This is a genomic window from Pseudemcibacter aquimaris, from assembly GCF_028869115.1.
In the GTDB taxonomy this organism is placed as follows: domain Bacteria; phylum Pseudomonadota; class Alphaproteobacteria; order Sphingomonadales; family Emcibacteraceae; genus Pseudemcibacter; species Pseudemcibacter aquimaris.
The window spans coordinates 408,344-428,044 of record NZ_CP079800.1 but is presented as its reverse complement, the minus strand read 5'-3'; the positions used below and the strand labels follow the sequence as shown (position 1 = coordinate 428,044).

20 protein-coding genes are annotated in these 19,701 nt (G+C 43.1%); 7 read left to right on the top strand and 13 right to left on the bottom strand.

The features are described 5' to 3' along the window. Position 1: 1 nt before the first annotated feature. Genes KW060_RS02055 through xseA form a run of 3 tightly spaced genes read right to left on the bottom strand, consistent with a single transcriptional unit; the run spans position 2 to position 2,933 of the window. Positions 2–691 carry a TorF family putative porin gene (locus KW060_RS02055; RefSeq protein ID WP_249036816.1) on the bottom strand — a complete coding sequence of 230 codons (690 nt, stop codon included), beginning with the start codon at positions 689–691 and terminating at the stop codon, positions 2–4. Positions 692–705: 14 nt separating this feature from the next. Continuing rightward, positions 706–1,512 carry a M23 family metallopeptidase gene (locus KW060_RS02050; protein ID WP_249036815.1) on the bottom strand — a complete coding sequence of 269 codons (807 nt, stop codon included), beginning with the start codon at positions 1,510–1,512 and terminating at the stop codon, positions 706–708. Beyond that, complete coding sequence (gene xseA / locus KW060_RS02045; RefSeq protein WP_249036814.1) at positions 1,509–2,933, bottom strand: exodeoxyribonuclease VII large subunit; 1,425 nt, start codon at positions 2,931–2,933, stop codon at positions 1,509–1,511. The genes KW060_RS02050 and xseA overlap by 4 nt, the downstream gene beginning before the upstream one ends. An 84-nt stretch (positions 2,934–3,017) precedes the next feature. On the opposite strand from xseA, the gene purD reads away from it, so the two are divergent. The 3 genes from purD to KW060_RS02030 all read left to right on the top strand — a co-directional run bounded on the left by purD (position 3,018) and on the right by KW060_RS02030 (position 5,828). Further along, positions 3,018–4,295, top strand: a complete 1,278-nt coding sequence (purD, locus tag KW060_RS02040; RefSeq protein ID WP_249036813.1) for a phosphoribosylamine--glycine ligase — start codon at positions 3,018–3,020, stop codon at positions 4,293–4,295. A gap of 150 nt (positions 4,296–4,445) precedes the next feature. Next, a complete protein-coding gene (locus KW060_RS02035; RefSeq protein ID WP_249036812.1) occupies positions 4,446–5,594 on the top strand; it encodes a Na/Pi symporter in 1,149 nt (382 codons plus the stop codon). Positions 5,595–5,609: 15 nt separating this feature from the next. Then, on the top strand, positions 5,610–5,828 hold the full coding sequence (locus tag KW060_RS02030) for a hypothetical protein (protein ID WP_249036811.1): 219 nt from the start codon (positions 5,610–5,612) through the stop codon (positions 5,826–5,828). Here the strand turns inward: KW060_RS02030 and KW060_RS02025 are convergent, their stop codons facing one another. Further along, on the bottom strand, positions 5,829–7,148 hold the full coding sequence (locus KW060_RS02025; RefSeq protein ID WP_249036810.1) for a mechanosensitive ion channel family protein: 1,320 nt from the start codon (positions 7,146–7,148) through the stop codon (positions 5,829–5,831). Further along, on the bottom strand, positions 7,149–7,583 hold the full coding sequence (locus KW060_RS02020) for a nucleoside deaminase (protein WP_249036809.1): 435 nt from the start codon (positions 7,581–7,583) through the stop codon (positions 7,149–7,151). A gap of 103 nt (positions 7,584–7,686) precedes the next feature. Between KW060_RS02020 and KW060_RS02015 the strand changes: the two genes are divergently transcribed. Both KW060_RS02015 and rsmD read left to right on the top strand, forming a co-directional pair. Continuing rightward, the gene (locus KW060_RS02015; protein ID WP_249036808.1) at positions 7,687–8,574 is read left to right on the top strand and encodes a pseudouridine synthase; all 888 of its coding nucleotides are present in this window, start codon (positions 7,687–7,689) and stop codon (positions 8,572–8,574) included. Next, entirely contained in the window at positions 8,571–9,122 is a 552-nt protein-coding gene (gene rsmD, locus KW060_RS02010; RefSeq protein WP_249036807.1) for a 16S rRNA (guanine(966)-N(2))-methyltransferase RsmD, read from the top strand. Before KW060_RS02015 ends, rsmD begins: the two co-directional genes overlap by 4 nt. Here rsmD and mutL read toward each other — a convergent pair. The 5 genes from mutL to KW060_RS01985 all read right to left on the bottom strand — a co-directional run bounded on the left by mutL (position 9,119) and on the right by KW060_RS01985 (position 15,590). After that, complete coding sequence (mutL, locus tag KW060_RS02005) at positions 9,119–10,969, bottom strand: DNA mismatch repair endonuclease MutL (RefSeq protein ID WP_249036806.1); 1,851 nt, start codon at positions 10,967–10,969, stop codon at positions 9,119–9,121. The genes rsmD and mutL overlap by 4 nt on opposite strands. 3 nt (positions 10,970–10,972) lie before the next feature. Further along, positions 10,973–11,197 (bottom strand): DUF3035 domain-containing protein, encoded by a 225-nt coding sequence (locus tag KW060_RS02000; RefSeq protein WP_249036805.1) that lies wholly within the window; start codon positions 11,195–11,197, stop codon positions 10,973–10,975. 11 nt (positions 11,198–11,208) lie between these two features. After that, positions 11,209–11,694: a signal peptidase II gene (gene lspA / locus KW060_RS01995; protein ID WP_249036804.1), complete on the bottom strand. Its 486-nt coding sequence runs from the start codon at positions 11,692–11,694 to the stop codon at positions 11,209–11,211. Between the two features lie 2 nt (positions 11,695–11,696). Continuing rightward, positions 11,697–14,519: an isoleucine--tRNA ligase gene (gene ileS, locus KW060_RS01990; protein WP_249036803.1), complete on the bottom strand. Its 2,823-nt coding sequence runs from the start codon at positions 14,517–14,519 to the stop codon at positions 11,697–11,699. 84 nt (positions 14,520–14,603) lie between these two features. Continuing rightward, positions 14,604–15,590, bottom strand: a complete 987-nt coding sequence (locus tag KW060_RS01985; protein ID WP_249036802.1) for a bifunctional riboflavin kinase/FAD synthetase — start codon at positions 15,588–15,590, stop codon at positions 14,604–14,606. A 262-nt stretch (positions 15,591–15,852) separates the two neighbouring features. On the opposite strand from KW060_RS01985, the gene KW060_RS01980 reads away from it, so the two are divergent. Then, complete coding sequence (locus tag KW060_RS01980; protein ID WP_249036801.1) at positions 15,853–16,239, top strand: response regulator; 387 nt, start codon at positions 15,853–15,855, stop codon at positions 16,237–16,239. Then, entirely contained in the window at positions 16,239–17,018 is a 780-nt protein-coding gene (locus KW060_RS01975; RefSeq protein WP_249036800.1) for a protein phosphatase CheZ, read from the top strand. Before KW060_RS01980 ends, KW060_RS01975 begins: the two co-directional genes overlap by 1 nt. A gap of 54 nt (positions 17,019–17,072) precedes the next feature. Here KW060_RS01975 and KW060_RS01970 read toward each other — a convergent pair whose 3' ends face one another. The 3 genes from KW060_RS01970 to KW060_RS01960 all read right to left on the bottom strand — a co-directional run bounded on the left by KW060_RS01970 (position 17,073) and on the right by KW060_RS01960 (position 19,667). After that, complete coding sequence (locus tag KW060_RS01970; protein WP_249036799.1) at positions 17,073–18,254, bottom strand: EAL domain-containing protein; 1,182 nt, start codon at positions 18,252–18,254, stop codon at positions 17,073–17,075. 146 nt (positions 18,255–18,400) lie between these two features. After that, the gene (locus tag KW060_RS01965) at positions 18,401–19,000 is read right to left on the bottom strand and encodes an energy transducer TonB (RefSeq protein WP_249036798.1); all 600 of its coding nucleotides are present in this window, start codon (positions 18,998–19,000) and stop codon (positions 18,401–18,403) included. Positions 19,001–19,262: 262 nt separating this feature from the next. Then, positions 19,263–19,667 carry an ExbD/TolR family protein gene (locus KW060_RS01960; protein WP_249036797.1) on the bottom strand — a complete coding sequence of 135 codons (405 nt, stop codon included), beginning with the start codon at positions 19,665–19,667 and terminating at the stop codon, positions 19,263–19,265. Between the last annotated feature and the right edge of the window lie 34 nt (positions 19,668–19,701).

Sequence of the window (19,701 nt, the reverse complement as noted above, 5' to 3'; positions counted from 1 at the left end):
CTTAGAAGAACGCAGCAATACTGAAAATTACACCGCTATCTGCACGTTTACCTAGGCCAGTCACATTGGTATCAACATATGAAATACCAAGTTCAAATTGTTCAAATGTAACGCTCGTACCGATTTTCCAGTCAATTTTTTCATTGCCGAAATAACCGTCTTCAAACCCAAGATGAAGATCGATACTGAACGGGGTATCCGGCACATAAATCTTCGTGTCGTTATAAACGTAAATGTTATCCATATCCATCAAGTTGCTCTGTTCCGGCATATAGGCAACACCAACAGAACTGGTAAAAAGACCAAAATCAAGACCAACAGAACCGTAGGTTTCGATATGATTAATGTTGCTGCCGCCGGGGAATAAATATCCGGTTACACCGAAATCATAAATCATGCCTTCGTTTTCACCGCTATATCCCACATAAAGATTGGTTTCTGCATCCGCGCCATTAAAACCATCAACATTGGATGCCCATGCCCCAACATAAAGGCCGCTATCGGAATAGAAATCAATACCGCCCTGAATAGCGAAGTCATTATTGGTTCTGGACATACCGCGGAAACGATAATCACTAACCGCTTGTGCATTTATCTGCACATCACCACTGAATAACCCTGATTGGGCATTTGCAAATTGAGTACTAAGAAAAACCCCTGACAAAAATACGATTAAGAATTTGATTTTCATTTTTTTATTTCCTCTTATTCAATTCCAAGAGCGATACCGGCATTTAATCGTTCACCATACCAGTTCATTCCCCAATGAAGATGTGGCCCAGTTGCACGGCCCGACATCCCCACTGTACCAATTGGATCACCTTTTGCAACCATTTGACCTTCCTTGGCAATGGCCTTTTCCATATGGGCATATACACTACTGATACCATGACCGTGATCAATTACCATGGTATTGCCAGTAAGATACTGATCACTAACGAGCGTCACTTTACCGCCCAAAGGTGCCACAATTAAGGCACCCTGGCCCGGTGCAATATCAAGCCCTGTATGCGGGCTTCTTGGTTCACCGTTTAAAATTCGGTGATTGCCAAACCTGCCGCTTATGCGCCCCTTGACCGGCCAAATCATATCATCACGGAAATTTTGTAAATCACTATCGATGGTTCTCACGCGTCTCACGTCTGCTGCGTCCTTGGCAATGCGTTCCTGAACCGCTTTTGGCGGGGCAACATATTTAGATGGCAATCCCGAAATTTCTTCTACATCGTAATCATGTTCCTTAACCGGAATATGATACATGGTGTGCCCACCGGCCATATGATCCACACGGATGTTGGCTTGCGATTTATATTTCCAACCAAGACCAATGACGAAATATCCATCTTCAGAAACTTTTACCCGTTTACCATGAAAGGTAACCTTATCTTTTGGGTTGATTTTCCCAACGTAATATCCGCCCTGTTTTAATGTATCCGGCATACCCAGATCATTATCGGCATAAGCGTGGATGCTGGTAATTAGAAATGCAATGACCCCAAAAATTAATTTCATAATAATGTACCTTGTTCAGGTTTTTCTGCCTGTTTCTTTTTCTTCGGCGCGGGCTTTCCTGCCCTTACCACATCAACGACGCCATCACGGAATTCGACACCTAGTGCTGCGCCTTTTGCAATTCCCTTACCTTCGCTGATGGCTTTTCCTTTTTCATCACGGATAACCGCAAAACCACGTTCAAGCACACGATGATAACTTAAACTTTCAAGAAGTCTTGCCGGGCTTTCATATTCGCTTCTTTTGGCGCCTATTCTATTTTCAATTGCCCTGTTCATTCTTTCTTCTAAGACGTTTAATTGATCATCTTTTCGTTTCATATCCGAAATAATTGATTCCGGGCGTAACATACGACCAATACCATCAAGGCGCATAGATTGCCTTTCAACACCAACTTTAAGTGCACGTGGTAAACGGTCACTCATTTCATCAAAACGTTGACTTGCAAGACCCAACAGTTCTGATGGTTTCGGCAGGCCTCTTCCAAGCCCTTCAACGCGTTCATTAAGTTCATTAATACGCCGTCTTATGGCTTTTTCATGGCGGGTATCCAAATCACGGACTGTATAAATCAAATCCGCACGTACGGGCACGGCTTTTTCGGCTGCAGCCGTTGGCGTTGGTGCACGAAGGTCCGCTACATAATCAATTAGTGTTGTATCTGTTTCATGACCCACCGCTGAAATTAGCGGAATATCCGACCTCGAGACCGCACGCACGACCTCTTCTTCGTTAAAGCACCATAAATCCTCAAGACTACCACCACCACGGGCGACAATAAGCACATCGGGTTTTGGAATTTCGCCACCCTCTTCAAGGGCATTAAAACCGTCAATGGCTTCTGCAATTTGGGTTTGTGCCCCCTCACCTTGAACAAGAACCGGCCAAACAAGCACATGTCTTGGGAAACGGTCCGATAGACGATGTAAAATATCACGTATTACGGAACCCGTTGGCGACGTTACAACGCCAATGACTTTTGGCAAATATGGAATGAGAAGTTTACGGGCCGGATCAAATAGCCCTTCTGCGGCCAGTTCTTTTTTCCTTTTTTCCAAAAGCGCCATAAGCGCCCCTTCACCGGCGACTTCCATTTTATCAATGACGATCTGGTATTTCGATCTACCGGGATATGTCGTAAGCTTTCCTGTGACCACCACTTCAAGGCCGTCTTCAGGGCGGAATGTCAGTTTTCCAGCAACCCCTTTCCACATAACGCCATCCAGCACGGATTTATCATCCTTAAGCGCAAGATAAACATGACCAGACGCTGCGCGTTTACTGCCGGAAATTTCCCCCCTGATTCTAACGTAGCCGAACTGGTCTTCAACGGTTCTTTTTAAAGCAAGACTTACTTCCGTAACGGAATATTCCTGCGCATTTGTTGGTGAATTATTTGATGAATAAGGATAATCGCTCATAAAGTCGGAATTTGTTTTTTGTCATATTGCTAATTGTTTTTACTATGATACAAGAGGGAAAAGAATTTAAAAAGGAAATTGCGCATGAATATTCTTGTCATTGGCTCTGGTGGTCGCGAACATTCACTTTCTTGGAAAATTGCACAGAGTGATCTATGTGATGAGCTTTACGTTGCCCCGGGAAATGGTGGCATGGGTGATATTGCCACTTGCGTATCCTTAGATGACAGCAATCATGCAGAGGTTATTAATTTCTGCCGTGATAAGAATATTGAATTTGTGGTTATTGGGCCGGAAGCCCCTCTTGTTGGTGGCTTAAGTGATGCCCTAACTGAAGCCGGCATAAAAACATTTGGCCCAAGTGCCGCCGCATCAATTCTTGAAGGATCAAAAGGTTTCACGAAAGATCTATGCGCAAAATATGATATTCCAACAGCCGCATACGGCAGATTTACAAATGCAGAAGCCGCAAAAGAATTTACTGCCAAACAAAATATCCCTGTGGTCATTAAAGCGGACGGCCTTGCCGCCGGTAAAGGTGTGATTATTGCAGAAAGTATGGATGATGCCTTCGCCGCCATTGATGACATACTTGGCGGACAATTTGGTGACGCGGGCGCGGAATTAGTCGTCGAAGAATTCCTTAGCGGTGAAGAAGCAAGCTTTTTCGTTCTTTGTGATGGTGAAAACATTCTGCCGTTCGGTACGGCTCAAGATCATAAACGCGTCGGCGAAGGGGATACGGGTCTAAACACAGGTGGCATGGGTGCTTATTCACCAGCACCAGTGATGACCAATGAAATGATTGACCGCACCATTAATGAAATTATCATGCCAACTGTAAAAGGCATGGCCGCAGAAGGAAAACCGTTTAAAGGCGTATTCTTCGCAGGTCTTATGATTACGGATAAAGGTCCGGAACTTATTGAATATAACGTTCGCTTTGGTGATCCTGAATGTCAAACATTGATGATGCGTTTAAACAGTGACATTGTACCTGCGCTTATGGCATGTGCGGACGGTACACTGGATCAGATTTCAGTGGATTGGTCAGAAAAAACCGCCATGAATGTTGTAATGGCCGCGAAAGGGTATCCCGGTTCATACGAAAAAAATACAGAAATTAATAATCTGGATGATGCAGGCGCCGCAGACAATGTAACCATTTTCCATGCCGGCACAAAAAAGGATGGCGAACAAATATTAGCAACAGGCGGTCGCGTTCTTAATATCACTTCCCTTTCCGATTCTGTCACAAATGCCGCAAAAGATGCCTATGCCGCCTTAGATAAGATCGAATGGCCGGGTGGTTTTTGCCGCAGAGATATTGGCTGGCGCGCCATTGAACGCGAAAAAAACTAAGCGCTTCACAAACTGTAACAAAAGTTTCATAATTCAATTGTTACAAAATTATTTCATTTTTGTTACAACGCCAGTTGTTACAGATTTGTTTCAATTTTGTTACAGAATGAATTTGTGTTTTATATTAATTATTGATTATGGACTTTTGATATGGCTGAAACGTCACAGGGGATCGATACTCCCAAAAGTACTTTAACCACGACCCTCCAATGGATAACAATTGCATTATTGGTATATTTACTGATCAGTTCAGTAGGTATGATTGGTGCCGGCTTTAAAGGCGCCACCAAAGGGCAGGCAAGCGAACTGTTCCAGTTTGCGACAAACCCGTTTACCGGTCTTATTATTGGTATTCTTGCGACCGCAATGATCCAGTCATCATCAACGGTTACATCAATCATCGTTGGGCTTGTAGCCGGCGGTTTACCGGTTGAAACGGCCGTTCCCATGATTATGGGGGCCAATATTGGTACAACAATTACCAATACAATCGTTAGCCTCGGTCACGTCAGACGGAAAAAAGAATTCAGACGTGCCTTTGCATCCGCAACCGTCCATGATTTCTTTAATGTGATGGCTGTTGTTATATTCCTGCCGATTGAAATTATGTTTAAGCCATTATCCACTGTTGGCGGATATTTTGCAGAAATGCTTGTTGGTGGCGAAAACATGAGCGTTAAGGGCTTAAATTTCATTAAACCTGCAACGAAACCTGTCATTGAGCTATTTACCAATATTTCCAACGCAATCTCAGAAAATATTGCTTTTTATCTGCTGATCGCGTTTGGCATCATGATCATCTTTTTGGCGATTACCGTGATCGGTAAACTTCTGAAAAAATTGATGGTTGGTCGCGCAAAAATTATTATGCATAACGCCATTGGTAAGGGGCCAGTAACCGGTATTTTCTCTGGTGCAATTATCACTGTACTTGTACAGTCATCATCAACAACAACCAGCCTTATGGTCCCGCTCGCGGGTTCAGGGGTATTCAGGTTAAAACAAATTTATCCATTCACGCTTGGTGCTAACATCGGTACGACCATTACGGCCTTACTTGCAGCAACGGCCATTTCCGGTGAAACAGCCGTGTTTGCGTTACAAATTGCGCTGGTACATTTATTCTATAATTCAAGTGCAGTGCTTCTTATTTACGGCATTAAGAACCTTCGTAAAATTCCAATTCGTGGCGCCCTATGGCTTGCGCGCGTTGCAACAGAAAATAAAATGATCGCTCTCGGTTATATATTAGGTGTGTTTTTCGCCTTACCTGCAGCGCTTATTTTTATAACAAATTAAGAAGTGGGGATAGTTATGTACGATCAATATGAATCCTTATCGAACAAAAAGCTTAAGAAACTGATCAAGCAAACCAAAGAAACCCTGAACGAACTTCAGGAAGAGCTTGAAAGTAGGAAACTTGAAAAAAGACACAATGAAATTGACCACCTTGAGGAACACATGGAAGAAGTGGAGCACGGTTTTGCAAATTTCATGAATTTCTTAAAAACGGTTATGAAAGAAAAGAAATAATTATTCTTTAAAGTCAGTCTTTCCATCAGGCATCGAAACAATCCGGATATCCCGTTGTGGGAACGGAAATTCGATGCCTTCTTCGTTGAACTTTTTCCAGATCAACAAATAAACATCACTGGCGATATTGGAAACGCCGTTTTCACTGTCCCTGATCCACATACGAAGCTCAAGATCAATACCATTATCGCCAAAGCTTTTAATCAGCACACGCGGTGCCGGGTTCTTAATCACACGCGTTGTTTCAGTGGCCGCATCCATCATTAACTGCATCGCATGTTCAATATCGCTGTCATATGAAACATTAACCGGCAAATGTCGTCTTACACGTTTATTTGAAAACGTCCAGTTGATAACAGGCTGGGTAATGATGTCTTCATTCGGCACCAGATGTTCACGCCCATCACGTGAAATAACCGATGTATAACGTGCCGCCAGTTTATTAATACGGCCATATGTGCCGGAAATTTCGATCACATCGCCCGGTTTAATCGATTTATCAACGAGCAAGATCACGCCACTGATAAAGTTCGACACAACCTTTTGAAGACCAAAACCAAGACCAACACCGATCGCACCACCAAATACCGCAAGAGCTGTCAGATCAATACCCATGCTCGACATGGCAAAAAGAAACGCAAGCACCACCAATACAATACGTGAAACTTTACTAAGCAATACACGTGCAGAAGGGGTCACATTCGGTGCTTCCTTCAATTTTCCTTCAATGAAATTGGATAAAAAGACCGCTGACCACAGCAACACGACAAGGCTAATTGCCCCGGTAATGATACCAAGTAAATTTAAAGTATTTCCGCCGACAGTAAAGGTTGTTCCTCCAAGAAAATCAATGAACGGCACCAACAAACCAAATATATTGAGGATCGCCATTGTCCAGGCTGTTACCCTTATGATCTTTGATATTGCTTCACTTTCGATCATTTCCGTGACAAGGGTGATCACCACCCAAACGGCAATCAACGAACTGGCCATCCTTAGTAGAATGATTGGATAGCCCAAAGTTTCAGTCACTTGCCACGCCGTAAAGGTAAAGAGCCACCATATTACAGGCAAATAAAGCGCCTTAAGAAACACTTCCGTTTTCTGATAAATGCGTTTTTCTTCAAAAAGCTTATGCATAAAAGGTTTTAGACGGCTGCAAATCAAAACGCTGGTCAAGTATAACGTGGCAATAACACCAATTTGTATTAAGCTATCATAAGTAAACAGATTGACTTCCGCCCAATTTAACAGGGACGCAAAAAGTTCGGAAACTCTTGCAAGAATTTCATCTTTTGAAAGCAGTTCGCTTTGATCCATTTATCGTCGTTCCTTAAAAAAGTCCTTTAAAATCTTACTGGCCTGTTTGGCCATGATATCACCATATACTTCCGGTTTATGATGACAGCTTTTTGCATTAAATACAAATGCACCATTTTCAACGCCACCACCCTTTTCATCAGCAGCCGCAAAATAAAGCCGTCTTATACGGGCAAATGATATGGCTTGCGCGCACATGGGGCACGGTTCTAACGTCACATATAAATCGCAATCAATCAGTCTTTCACTGTCCAGTTGATTGCATGCTTCACGTATGGCAAGCAGTTCCGCATGGGCGGTTGGATCTTTTAATTCCATCACGCGATTTGACGCCACGGCGATTACCTTGTCGGTTGGGCCATGTACGATCACAGCACCAACGGGGACCTCTTCCCTCATTGCGGCTTCTTTGGCAGCGTCAAGTGCCCTGTTCATATGCATATTTTCAAATAAAGACATATGAACAGATTGCGTAAGCCTATGAAAAAGGTCAAGCAAAGATTGCTTTTTTCCGTAGTTTCCCTATGGTGTCAGAATTATGGAAGAAAAAACACAAGATAACACCCTAAAAGGTGAAAGAATTGCAAAAGTATTGGCACGTGCTGGTATCGGCTCACGCCGCGCTGTGGAACGTATGATTGCCGCTGGTATGGTGAAAATTGACGGGAAAATCATTGATACCCCCGCAATGCTCATCACGTCAGTTGATGGTATTACTGTAGACGGGCAAAAGGTACAGGAACCGGAACAAGAACGCCTTTGGGTTTATCACAAACCAACAGGCCGCCTGACCACATACCACGACCCAGAAGGACGCCCGACAATTTTCGAAGCACTACCGGCCAATATGCCGCGTGTCATTTCCGTTGGCAGACTTGATTTAAACACCGAAGGGTTATTGCTGCTGACCAATGATGGTGGGCTTGCCAGATGGCTTGAATTACCATCAACGGGGTGGGTTCGCACTTACCGCGTACGTGTTAATGGGCGTTTCCACCACAAAAAGCTAGAAGAAATTAGTAAGGGCGTTACCATTGACGGGGTCAATTACCGCAAAGTCGACATTGAACTTGATGACCGCAAAGAAGGCGTCAATCAATGGATGACCGTCAAAATCCGCGAAGGTAAAAACCGTGAAGTTCGTAAGCTGCTTGAATATGCCGGCATGACGGTCACAAGATTGTTGCGCACTTCATATGGCCCGTTTGAACTTGGAAAAATTCAGCGCGGAAGCGTCGAGGAAGTATCACGAAGTGATTTGCTTATTAACTGTAAGGAATATTTCAAAGACAAAAGTGTTGAAATTCCTGACGTTAAAATCAGTGACAAACCAAAAGCCAAAAAAGCAGGTTGGGCGAAAAGTAAGCCAAAGAAAAACGCCAAACCAAAACGCAATAAATTTAAGCGTAAATCAAAAGAGAAATGAGAATAATCGGCGGTACATACCGGGGTAAGAAATTAATCCCGCCACAGGATAAAAACATCCGTCCGACAACCGACCGTATGCGGGAAACACTGTTTAATATGCTGGAACATGGTGCGGGACCCGGCATTCGCGGATCAAAAATTCTTGATTTATTCGCCGGTACCGGCGCATTGGGCCTTGAGGCGCTATCAAGGTCCGCAGATCATGTTACCTTCGTAGAAAACAATCATAGATCAATGAAGCTTATCAAGGAAAACGCGAAGCTTTTGGGTAATCCTGATAATGCATCATATTTGTCAATGGATGCTTCCAAAATCAGTAAACGATCCGGAACTTTTGATGTCATTTTTATGGACCCGCCCTACCGTAAAGATTTGGTTGAGCCAACCTTGGAAAACATTCTGAAACAAGAATTACTAACAGAAGACGGTATTATCGTTGCGGAATATGCATCGGATGAAGAGATCGTTTTTCCGGAAAAGTTTGAAATTCTGAAATCAAAGAAAATGGGTGACGCCACCTTTTCAATTTTGATGCTTTCCACTTAACGACGACCGAACAATCGTTCTACATCAGCCAGTTTTAATTCCACATAGGTCGGACGGCCATGATTACACTGCCCTGAATGCGGTGTTTCTTCCATCTCACGTAAAAGCGCGTTCATTTCGGCGGTCGTAAGACGCCTACCGGAACGGACACTACCGTGACACGCCATTGTACCGCACACTTCTTCAAGGCGTTCTTTTAAGGCAAGTGCCTGATTAAGTTCCGCAAGTTCATCCGCAAGGTCCCTGATCAAGCCAATGATATCCGTATCACCAAGAAGTGCTGGAACTTCACGCACCACAATCGCACCATCACCAAAGGCATCAAATACTAGTCCAAGCTTAGAAAGCTCTTCCTGTCTTGTCATTAATCGGTCAACGGCATCTTGTTCTATCTCCACCACTTCCGGCAGCAGCAACACTTGTTTTGGCACATCCCCTTCGGACATGTGTTTTTTCATACGTTCATAGACAAGACGTTCATGTGCCGCATGCTGATCAACGATGATAATGCCATTTTCGGTTTGCGAAATGATATAAGTTTCATGAAGCTGCCCACGCGCCGCACCAAGCGGGAATTCCGTTAAATCTTCGGCAGGTGCAGCGAATGACACGGTTGTATCTTGTTCAAGGTCCTCATTCCGACCCATCGGTGGGGCAAATGATTCTGTATTTTCCCGAATTGGCGCATAATAATCACGTGATGTATCAGAAAGGCCAGGCGTTACCCTTGGCGTCGTTGGTGGCATCTGAAACGTTGACTGTCTGCCGCTATGAAACGGCATTGTCGGCATAGGTTCAGCGTTAAAGGAACCAAGGGCGGCATTTGACACGGTTGTTGAGGCCCGGTGTCCTGCTTCCTGTAATGCATGGCGTAACGCACCAACGATTAATCCCCTGACGACACCACTTTCACGGAAACGAACCTCTGCCTTTGCAGGATGGACGTTAACATCAACCATATATGTCGGCACTTCTAAAAACAGCGCCAGAACCGGATGACGATTACGGGCCAGGAAATCCATATAGGCGCCACGTACCGCACCCGTTAACAGCTTATCTTTCACAGGACGGCCATTGACGAATAAATACTGGTGCTGTGCATTACCGCGGTTATATGTGGGAAGACCGGCGTATCCGGTTAATTTCATATTTTCACGTTCCGCATCAATTGGTAATGCGTTATCGGTAAATTCCGCACCAAGTATCGCACCAAGTCTGCGCAACCGTTTATCCAACAGTTCACCTTGCGCGGAAGAAACCTGAAACGCCCTTTTTTCATCATTATATAATGAAAAGGCAACATCCGGATTGGCCATCGCCAACCGCTTAATCACATCAAGTGTTTGTGAAAATTCGGTCCTGTCTGTTTTTAAAAATTTTAAACGCGCGGGTGTTGAATAAAAAAGATCGCGGACCTCTACATGAGATCCCTTGTTAAGGGCCGTTGGTTCAACCCCATTGGTTTTGCCACCATTAATAACGATCTGCCATGCTTCGTCGCTGCCGTCGGCACGGCTTTTGAAGGTAAATTTACTGACAGACGCAATTGACGGCAATGCTTCGCCGCGAAACCCCATTGTGTTGATATTGGAAAGGTCGTCTTCTTTTAATTTGGATGTGGCATGACGCTGAACAGCAAGTTTTAATTCATCCGCTGTCATACCATGACCATCATCAGTGATGCTGATTAATTTACGGCCACCTTCGACCATCACCACATCAATATTTTTCGCGCCCGCATCAATAGCATTCTCGACCAGTTCCTTTACGGCACTGGCCGGGCGTTCGATTACTTCGCCGGCGGCGATCTGGTTTATGGTATTTTCAGAGAGTAACCGAATGGTCACTTTTTACTGTCCTTCACCGAATAAGGCGCGTTTTGCGATTGCCTGTGGGTCATTCACATCAATAAGATCTTCATTCGCATCACCCGGTGATAAATGATATTCAGGCGGCAAAGTTAGAGGCGCATTCTTAAGAACTAGAAACTCATCCGGAGCCTGTTTACCGCTACAGCCGGAAATCATTGCGACTAACGCAGTCATAAATGTCACTAAGACTAATTTATTTTTCATAGGGTTGAACCTCAATTTTGATCTTTTTGTTCTTCCGGATCATCGCCGAAAGTAGAATTTATAATTAATAACACAGCACCGATAAAGATGAAACTGTCTGCGACATTAAATACAGCAAAATACCAATCGTTCCAGTGGAACTGGAAATAATCAATAACCGCGCCGAATTTTACACGGTCATAGATGTTACCAAATGCGCCGCCAATCACAAGCCCTATTGCACCGGATTGCCAAATATTTTGTGCGGCCCTTAACCAGTGTACAAGTACACCAACAATAACAAGGGTTAAAACAACAAGGGCCCATCTTCCAACTTCATCACTTGCCGAAAACATGCCGAAACTAACGCCACGATTCCACACCATAACAACATTGAATATTGGCAGAATTTCGACTACACCTTTATTCGGTAAATCGAAAATATCAAGGAACCACCATTTGCTGATGCGATCAAGAATGAACGCAATCACAGCAAATATGGCGCCATGCTTCATCATAATTAAAGTGCTTCTACCGCTTCCGCACAGCGACCACAGATATCTTCGTGACCATCAATGGTGCCAACTTCCGGTAATACTTGCCAACAACGTTCACATTTCCCGCCCTCGGCAAGGGTGCTGATCACGGCAATGCCATCGACATCATCCATCGTAAACGCGCCGTCCGGTGCGTCGCCCTCGGATAGTTTTGCTGATGATGTAATACTAATCTCCGCAAGATCAATGCCATCCATCACGTCAATGTATGATGCATCCTTAACGTAAACATCAACGGCACCCTGAAGGCTTGAACCGATACGTTTTTCACGGCGCTCTACCTCAAGCGCGCCAGTAACCACTTTACGAAGTGTTCTGATTTTTTCCCACTTTTCGCCAAGCGCTTCGTCACGCCATTCAGCAGGGATATTGTGGAACTGCTGTAAATGCACACTATCACTTTCACTTGGGAAACGTGACTGCCAAATTTCCTCTGCTGTAAAGGCAAGGATCGGTGCGAACCATTTTGTAACCGCTTTAAAGACTTCATCCATGACGGTTCTGGCTGCACGGCGGCGTGTCGTCATTTTACCATCGCAATAAAGAGCATCTTTTCTGATATCAAAATAGAAAGCAGATAAATCAACCGCGCAGAAATTATAAAGCGCATTATAGACACGATGATAATTATAATCATCAAATCCGCTGCGTACTTTTTCTTCTACTTCCGTCAGGCGGTGAAGAACCCATCTTTCAAGTTCCGGCATTTCATTAATCGGTAGAATTTCTGCTTCGTCAAATTCAGCAAGGTTACCGATCATGAAACGCATTGTGTTTCTGATTTTACGGTATGCTTCCGCCTGATTTTTAATGATTTCATCACCAATGCGATGCTCACTGAAATAATCGGTCGATGTCACCCAAAGACGCAGAATATCCGCACCATATTGTTTGATAACCTTAAGCGGATCAACACCATTACCAAGTGATTTGGACATTTTCTTGCCGTCTTTATCAACGGTGAAACCATGGGTCAGAACCTGATCATATGGTGCATCACCACGCGTACCACATGATTCAAGCAAGGATGACTGGAACCAGCCACGGTGTTGGTCTGTCCCTTCAAGGTATAGGTCCGCGCTTCGTTTTCCTTCGCCACGGTCAAGTTCATCACGTTTTTCAACAACAAATGCATGTGTTGAACCACTATCGAACCATACGTCTAGAATATCTGTTACCTGTTCATAATCAGCCGCATCATATTTGTCACCAAGCAGCGCCTGCGGATCAGATGTATACCATGCATCGGCGCCTTCTTTTTCAACGGCAGCGGCAATACGCTCATTCACATCTTCATCACGTAATAATTCATTGGTACCTTTATGTACGAACACAGTGATTGGAACACCCCAAGCACGCTGACGGGAAATGAGCCAATCCGGACGATCCGCAACCATCGCGCTGATACGGTTTTTACTGTTTTCCGGCACCCAACGCACGCTATCAACGGCCTTCATCGCATTATCACGAAGGTCATTTGTATCCATGGAAATAAACCATTGCGGTGTATTACGGAAAATCAGCGGTGCTTTTGAACGCCAACTATGTGGATAGCTGTGAACAATTTTTGATCTGGCAAGAAGCGCACCAGCGTTTGTTAGTTCCTCACAAACATGGTCATGGACCTTATAAACATGTTCACCGGCAAACATTGGGATATTGTCATAATAAAGTCCACCCTCATCCACCGTAAATGGTGTTTCAAGGCCGAACTGTTGACCGACTTCAAAGTCTTCCTGACCATGGCTTGGGGCGATATGCACAAAACCAGTACCAGAATCAGTTGTTACATGGAATCCTTCCACCACAAGCACATCATAATCATATCCTTTGCCATTCCATGGGTGGTGACAGATTGTACCTTCTAATTCCGCACCCTTGAATGATGCAAATTCATTGTGGCCCGTGATGCCTGTACGGCCACAGAATTCTTCCATCAGATCACGTGCGATGACAAGTTTTTCACCAACCTTAACACGGGATTCTTCGGAAACCTCTGTGACTTCGAATGCAAGATAATCATAATCAACGCCATATGCGATACCGCGGTTACCCGGCATCGTCCAAGGTGTTGTTGTCCAGATCACGATCTTGGAACCAATGATTGCGTCAATGCCTGATTTCACGACATTAAAACCCACATCAATCATATGTGATGTGTGGTCCATATATTCCACTTCAGCTTCCGCGAGGGCTGTTTTTTCAACAACCGACCACATGATGGATTTTGATCCACGATAAAGACCACCATTCATTAAGAACTTCAAAAGCTCACGAACGATTTGTGCTTCACTGTCATAATTCATGGTGAGATATGGTTTTTCCCAATCACCAAAAATTCCAAGGCGCTGGAACTGTTCTTTCTGTGTGCCAACCCATTTATCGGCAAACGCACGGCATTCTTTACGAAATTCAACCGGATCAACTTCGTCTTTATTTTTACCAGCGTTTTTGTATTTCTTTTCGATCATCCATTCGATCGGCAGACCGTGACAATCCCAACCCGGAACATATGGTGCATCCTTACCGGACATTTGTTGCGTACGCACAATGATGTCTTTCAAGATTTTGTTCATGGCATGGCCCATGTGGATGTTACCGTTCGCATATGGCGGTCCATCATGCAAAATATATTTTTCACGACCCTGTGCGTTCTCACGAATACGGTCATAAATACCAATTTCGTTCCAACGTTCCAGCCACTGTGGTTCACGGTTCGGCAGGTTGCCCTTCATAGGGAAATCTGTCTTCGGCAGAAAAATAGTTTCGCGATAATCTTTGGTCATAACTTTTGCTTGTCTAATGAATTAAAATTTACACTATGTAGCAAGCATACTACCCCCATGTCGAGCTTATTTTGCGATATTTAACTATATATGATCGCTTAATGCTGGTGCTGGGATAAATGATTGCTGATTTTCTTGTCTATCTAGGATTTCTCTTGCGATCAGGCAATCTTTTTCAATTTGTTCACGTAATTTTTCAAGACCGTCAAATTTCATTTCCGGCCTGATGAAATCAACAAATTCAACCTTCACTGGTTGTTCATAAATATCGCCTTGAAAATCGAAAATATGGCTTTCAAGAAGTATGTCTTCTTTATTAAACGTTGGACGCCTGCCAACATTTGCGATTGCCTTCCATGTTCCTTTATGGTCTCCGGCCTCAATAATAACCCTTACAGCATAAACGCCATACTTTGGTTCAATATAGCCATCCATCAATAAATTTGCCGTTGGGAAATCGATGGTACGGCCACGCTGGTCCCCTTTTCTAACGTGCCCTTCCACATGCCACCAATGACCAAGCCTATCGGCCACTTTACGCACATCGCCCAATTCAAGTGTTGCGCGAATATTGCTTGAAGAATAAGTATGATCATCTTCCATGACTTTTTCGACAACGGTTAATCCGAATTGTTCTTCTTTGGATAACCAGCCAAGCACATTTACACCGCCGCTTCTACCGGCGCCGAAACAATAATCATAACCAACAACAACATGTATCGCCCCGATATTTTTCACAAGCACATCAAGCACAAAATCCTGTGCTTTCATGGTTGCGAGCTCTTTATCAAACGGCAGTACAATAAAATGGTCAACCCCGAATTCCTGCAACAAGTGCGCCTTTGTTCTAAATGATGTTAGTCTGAATTCACGCTGTTCTGGATTAAAAAACATCCTTGGATGCGGTTCCATACTTAAGACAGAAAGAGTGGTCCCCATTTCATGGGCGATCTTTCCCGCTTGGCCGATTACTTTTTGATGACCTTTATGAAAACCATCAAAATTTCCAAGTACAATGACGGATCCTCTGCATTCTTCAGGGAAAGAATCAATGTGTCTGAATATTTTCATGGAGCATTACTTTAGGCCAAATAAGTTGTAGTTTAAGCGAAAAAACGATATTATTTACTCACCCTAGTGCAAATAAATCAATTATTACAGTCATTTTTATAGGGTTTTTTGAACAAATTTTATGTTTTTTTTACAAAAATTGCCTGATTAACCATTCTATTAACCCTTTTTTTAGGCTCTAGCGATAAGTTGAAATCATTCGCTGGCAAATTTTATTCAGCAAAGATAATTTTTTTAACCATAAATAAGGACAGGGAAAAAAATGGCCGTAGATATGTCATTATCCATCTTGATCGTAGATGACTATAAAACAATGCTAAGAATTATTCGTAATTTGCTAAAGCAACTTGGCTTTCACAATGTTGACGAAGCCACAGATGGCGCGGAAGCGCTAAACAAGTTACGTACAAAAAATTATGATTTGATCATTTCCGACTGGAATATGGAACCAATGACTGGTTATGAACTTCTTAAAGAAGTGCGTGCAGATGACATGCTTAAATCACTGCCGTTTATCATGGTCACTGCCGAATCAAAAACGGATAACGTTATTGCTGCGAAAAAAGCAGGCGTTAACAATTACATCGTTAAGCCATTTAACGCAGCCACATTGAAAGCAAAGCTTAGTAGCGTGCTTGGAGAATTTTAATGTCATCAGGATTATTGCCAGACCATATTGGACCACTTGTCGATCGATTACGGGCCGGCGATCATCTTCCTATTGCATTACCGGATGTAGCGGCGGTTACAGAAATTCTTATGCGTTCGCTTGAAAGTTATTTCAAGTCTATTGACCTGACGCTTTATAAAGAGTGTCAGGACCTCGCAGATTATATCGAAGATGCGCGCGCAGAAATTTCATCATTATCCCCAGATCATGCGGATAGTGCAGGAATCCCGCGTGCGGGACAAGAACTGGATGCGATTGTTGAGGCAACAGAATCAGCAACAGATACAATCATGCAGGCAGCCGAAGATTTAATGAGCTTCGATTCTGATGATTTTGATGAATATAAAGCTCACATCAATGACGAAGTGATGAAAATATTCGAAGCATGCTCGTTCCAGGATATTACCGGACAACGCATCAGCAAGGTGGTTAAAACACTAAACCATGTTGAAGATCGTGTTGGTAAGCTAATTACTATTCTTGGTATCGCAGAAGGCGCGGCAGGTGGTCAAGGCACCAAGCCAATCATTGATCCAGAAACAGGTGAACTTAGCGAAGAAGCATCAGATGAAGATCTATTAAATGGCCCAGCTTTAGCCGGCGAAGGTATCGACCAAGGTGATGTTGACGCCCTTATTGGCGGCGATTTTGATGAAGCACCAGAAGCATCTGCTGATGATGCTGAAGAAACTTCAGAAGATGATATTGAGAAGAAAGAAGAAACCTCTCAAAACGATATTGATAGTTTATTTGGCTAATATCTAATAGAAGAATTCACAAAAGGCGTGCTTTAATTTAAAGCGCGCCTTTTTTTATAACTTGCTGGTGATATCACTGCTTAGAACTGGCTCGCCAAACAGGTATCCTTGTCCACGCTCAATACCACATTCAAGTATTTCAACAAGCATGTCATCCTGTTCGATTTTTTCAATAATAAGCTCAATCTCATAACGGGCGTATGCTTCTTTCAAGTCACGTCGATCTATATCAAGCTTATCATCAAGGAATAAATCCGGTTTAATTTTCACATAACGGAAATAACGTCCTGCCAGATTAGCGATATCATGATTAAGAACATCCACATTATCCATTGAGAAACTAAAGCCTTTACGCCCCAAACTTCCGAGTGATTGCCAAACGTCATTGGACTGTCTCATGACATCTTGCTGTGTAAATTCAAACACAAGGCGGTCTGCCAGTTCCTGATTATCCAACATGAAATCAACGAATTGCGGGAAGAAGTCCTTATCATTCAGTGACACCGATGAAATGTTACAGAAGAAGCGCATATTCGGACGACGCGCGCCAAGACGGCGGATCACTTGAATACAGCGGAACAGCAGTAAATTATCAAGTGTGCTCACCAGTCCGGAGTCTTCCGCTAGTTTGATATATTGTGAAGGGAAGATTACCTCCCCCTTATCATCTCTTACCCTTGAGTATGCTTCATAGTGAACAGTTTTACGGGATGGAAGTGATACAATTGGCTGAAGATATAAATCAATACGGTTATCTTCGAGCGCATAATGCATCACATTCAGGATTTCATCTGCCTCACGCTCTATTCCCTGTGCATAGTCATCTGTTTTCGGTGTTTTAAGTGCCTTAGAAAATGATTTTCCAGACTTTTCAACAACCTGATTTAACAGCGTTTGCAACAGGCGCATTTCATTAACAATTTCTTTGTTATCGCCCTTATCAAGTGTATTAACATGCTCTTTCAAACTATCCGCTTCATGAGACAGTTCTTCGATACGATCAAGATAAACCTGATTGTCCTGATGCAGCGCCAGTAAACGCGCCTGCAGGTCTTCTTTGGTTTGACGCAGAACATAGATTAGATGAATTTGCCCGCCCAGTAAAAAGACACAGCCGCCAACAATTAAGGAAGCAAAGTTTCCAAGTTCAGGATAACTACTTAATGTCATCATCGATGCAAAAGTCGATATGATTAAATTACCGATTAATAAAATGACATGTGTTGCGAAATTCATCAACAGCCCCGTTTGTCGCGTTATTCAGACAAAAAAAGATTTAAAATCAATGAACTCACGATAAAGCAATTCACTTTATCAATCAAGGAACAGTTCAATTTGGGGGCTTGAAATTTGGGGCGCAGTTTAAATTGCGCCCCGAAGGATTATTTTTCCAATTTAAATTCTAATGTCGTTGTCATTCCCGTAACTGGTACAGCGACACCATCAACCACTTTGGGTTTATATTTGAATTTTTCAACGGCTCGCAATGCGTTTCTTTCAAAGCCCCGGTGGCTACTTTCAATAACAGTTGCATCTTTAACACTGCCGTTAACAGTGATTGTAAAGCTTACTTTTACATAACCTTCGATCCCTTTCGAGGCCATATTCGTGGGATATTGCGGCGCTACTCTTACGATTGGTGTGTGTCCACCTTCAATGTCAAAACCAGTTGGATTTTTCTTATGTGTTACTACTGGGTCAACTATTACGATTTCCCCTCCTGTGGGAATTACATTAGTTGTATCACCAGGAACTAAAGGAATGTTAACTTCTGGTATTAGTTCAACGATAGGTTCTTCAGGCATACGCTCCCTCGTTTTGGTTTCTTCTACTTCTCTAGGTTTAATAAATATTATTGGTACTGTGTTTTCCTTTTCAACCAACACCGTCTCACCGTTACTAATCAACAAATTCATCGCAAAAAATAGCGAGATTGTGATCAATGCAGCTAAGTTGAAGGATATAAAATATCTTGAAATCATGGTTAGTCTCCTTTTTCAATCAGTTTCTATTTGCTATAGCCTGACCTTAGTCGTGACATGATAACCGGTATCCCCGTTTTCAAGTTACAACCAAGCAAAGGGACGTCCCACTTGGGCATCTGCTTTATATTAAAGCATTAATGTAATAGTATAACATTACTAATTTTGAGTCAAGGGTGCAAAACCCCCATAAAAAAAGCAGGGTCAAAAACCCTGCTTTTTAATTATCCATCTACTCATATGAAAATGAATTTATATGTATTTAATCTGACGTTGCAAGCACGTGATCTCTAAATCCAGCCATATTCAAAGAGTCCAAAATACGGGCAATAACACCTGTTGACGAATCTCTTTCAGCTTGAACAACGATTGCACCATCTGGATTTTCTGCTTTAAGGCGTTCCACGTTCGCGCGAACTGCACGAACATCGATTTGGCGAGCTTCCATCCATACTTCGTCTTCTGCTGTAACCAGGATCATAATATTTTGTGAATCTTCTGGGCTATCAGGTGGCGCACCACCTTCTGGACGGTTCACGTCAATTCCTGCTTCTTTCAGGAAAGATGCCGTCACAATGAAAAAGATCAACATAATAAACACAATGTCAAGCATCGGTGTCATATCAATGTCGGCATCTTCTTGGCCTTTTGAATGTTTTTTACGCATATTCTGTTCTTTCCTTCCTTTTATGTTCACTAAT

Excerpts from the sequence above, each read along its gene's own strand:
- KW060_RS02055 (WP_249036816.1), bottom strand. The coding sequence starts at position 691 with ATGAAAATCAAATTCTTAATCGTATTTTTGTCAGGGGTTTTTCTTAGT.
- KW060_RS02050 (WP_249036815.1), bottom strand. The coding sequence starts at position 1,512 with ATGAAATTAATTTTTGGGGTCATTGCATTTCTAATTACCAGCATCCAC.
- xseA (WP_249036814.1), bottom strand. The coding sequence starts at position 2,933 with ATGAGCGATTATCCTTATTCATCAAATAATTCACCAACAAATGCGCAG.
- purD (WP_249036813.1), top strand. The coding sequence starts at position 3,018 with ATGAATATTCTTGTCATTGGCTCTGGTGGTCGCGAACATTCACTTTCT.
- KW060_RS02035 (WP_249036812.1), top strand. The coding sequence starts at position 4,446 with ATGGCTGAAACGTCACAGGGGATCGATACTCCCAAAAGTACTTTAACC.
- KW060_RS02030 (WP_249036811.1), top strand. The coding sequence starts at position 5,610 with ATGTACGATCAATATGAATCCTTATCGAACAAAAAGCTTAAGAAACTG.
- KW060_RS02025 (WP_249036810.1), bottom strand. The coding sequence starts at position 7,148 with ATGGATCAAAGCGAACTGCTTTCAAAAGATGAAATTCTTGCAAGAGTT.
- KW060_RS02020 (WP_249036809.1), bottom strand. The coding sequence starts at position 7,583 with ATGAACAGGGCACTTGACGCTGCCAAAGAAGCCGCAATGAGGGAAGAG.
- KW060_RS02015 (WP_249036808.1), top strand. The coding sequence starts at position 7,687 with ATGGAAGAAAAAACACAAGATAACACCCTAAAAGGTGAAAGAATTGCA.
- rsmD (WP_249036807.1), top strand. The coding sequence starts at position 8,571 with ATGAGAATAATCGGCGGTACATACCGGGGTAAGAAATTAATCCCGCCA.
- KW060_RS02000 (WP_249036805.1), bottom strand. The coding sequence starts at position 11,197 with ATGAAAAATAAATTAGTCTTAGTGACATTTATGACTGCGTTAGTCGCA.
- lspA (WP_249036804.1), bottom strand. The coding sequence starts at position 11,694 with ATGATGAAGCATGGCGCCATATTTGCTGTGATTGCGTTCATTCTTGAT.
- ileS (WP_249036803.1), bottom strand. The coding sequence starts at position 14,519 with ATGACCAAAGATTATCGCGAAACTATTTTTCTGCCGAAGACAGATTTC.
- KW060_RS01985 (WP_249036802.1), bottom strand. The coding sequence starts at position 15,590 with ATGAAAATATTCAGACACATTGATTCTTTCCCTGAAGAATGCAGAGGA.
- KW060_RS01980 (WP_249036801.1), top strand. The coding sequence starts at position 15,853 with ATGGCCGTAGATATGTCATTATCCATCTTGATCGTAGATGACTATAAA.
- KW060_RS01975 (WP_249036800.1), top strand. The coding sequence starts at position 16,239 with ATGTCATCAGGATTATTGCCAGACCATATTGGACCACTTGTCGATCGA.
- KW060_RS01970 (WP_249036799.1), bottom strand. The coding sequence starts at position 18,254 with ATGAATTTCGCAACACATGTCATTTTATTAATCGGTAATTTAATCATA.
- KW060_RS01965 (WP_249036798.1), bottom strand. The coding sequence starts at position 19,000 with ATGATTTCAAGATATTTTATATCCTTCAACTTAGCTGCATTGATCACA.
- KW060_RS01960 (WP_249036797.1), bottom strand. The coding sequence starts at position 19,667 with ATGCGTAAAAAACATTCAAAAGGCCAAGAAGATGCCGACATTGATATG.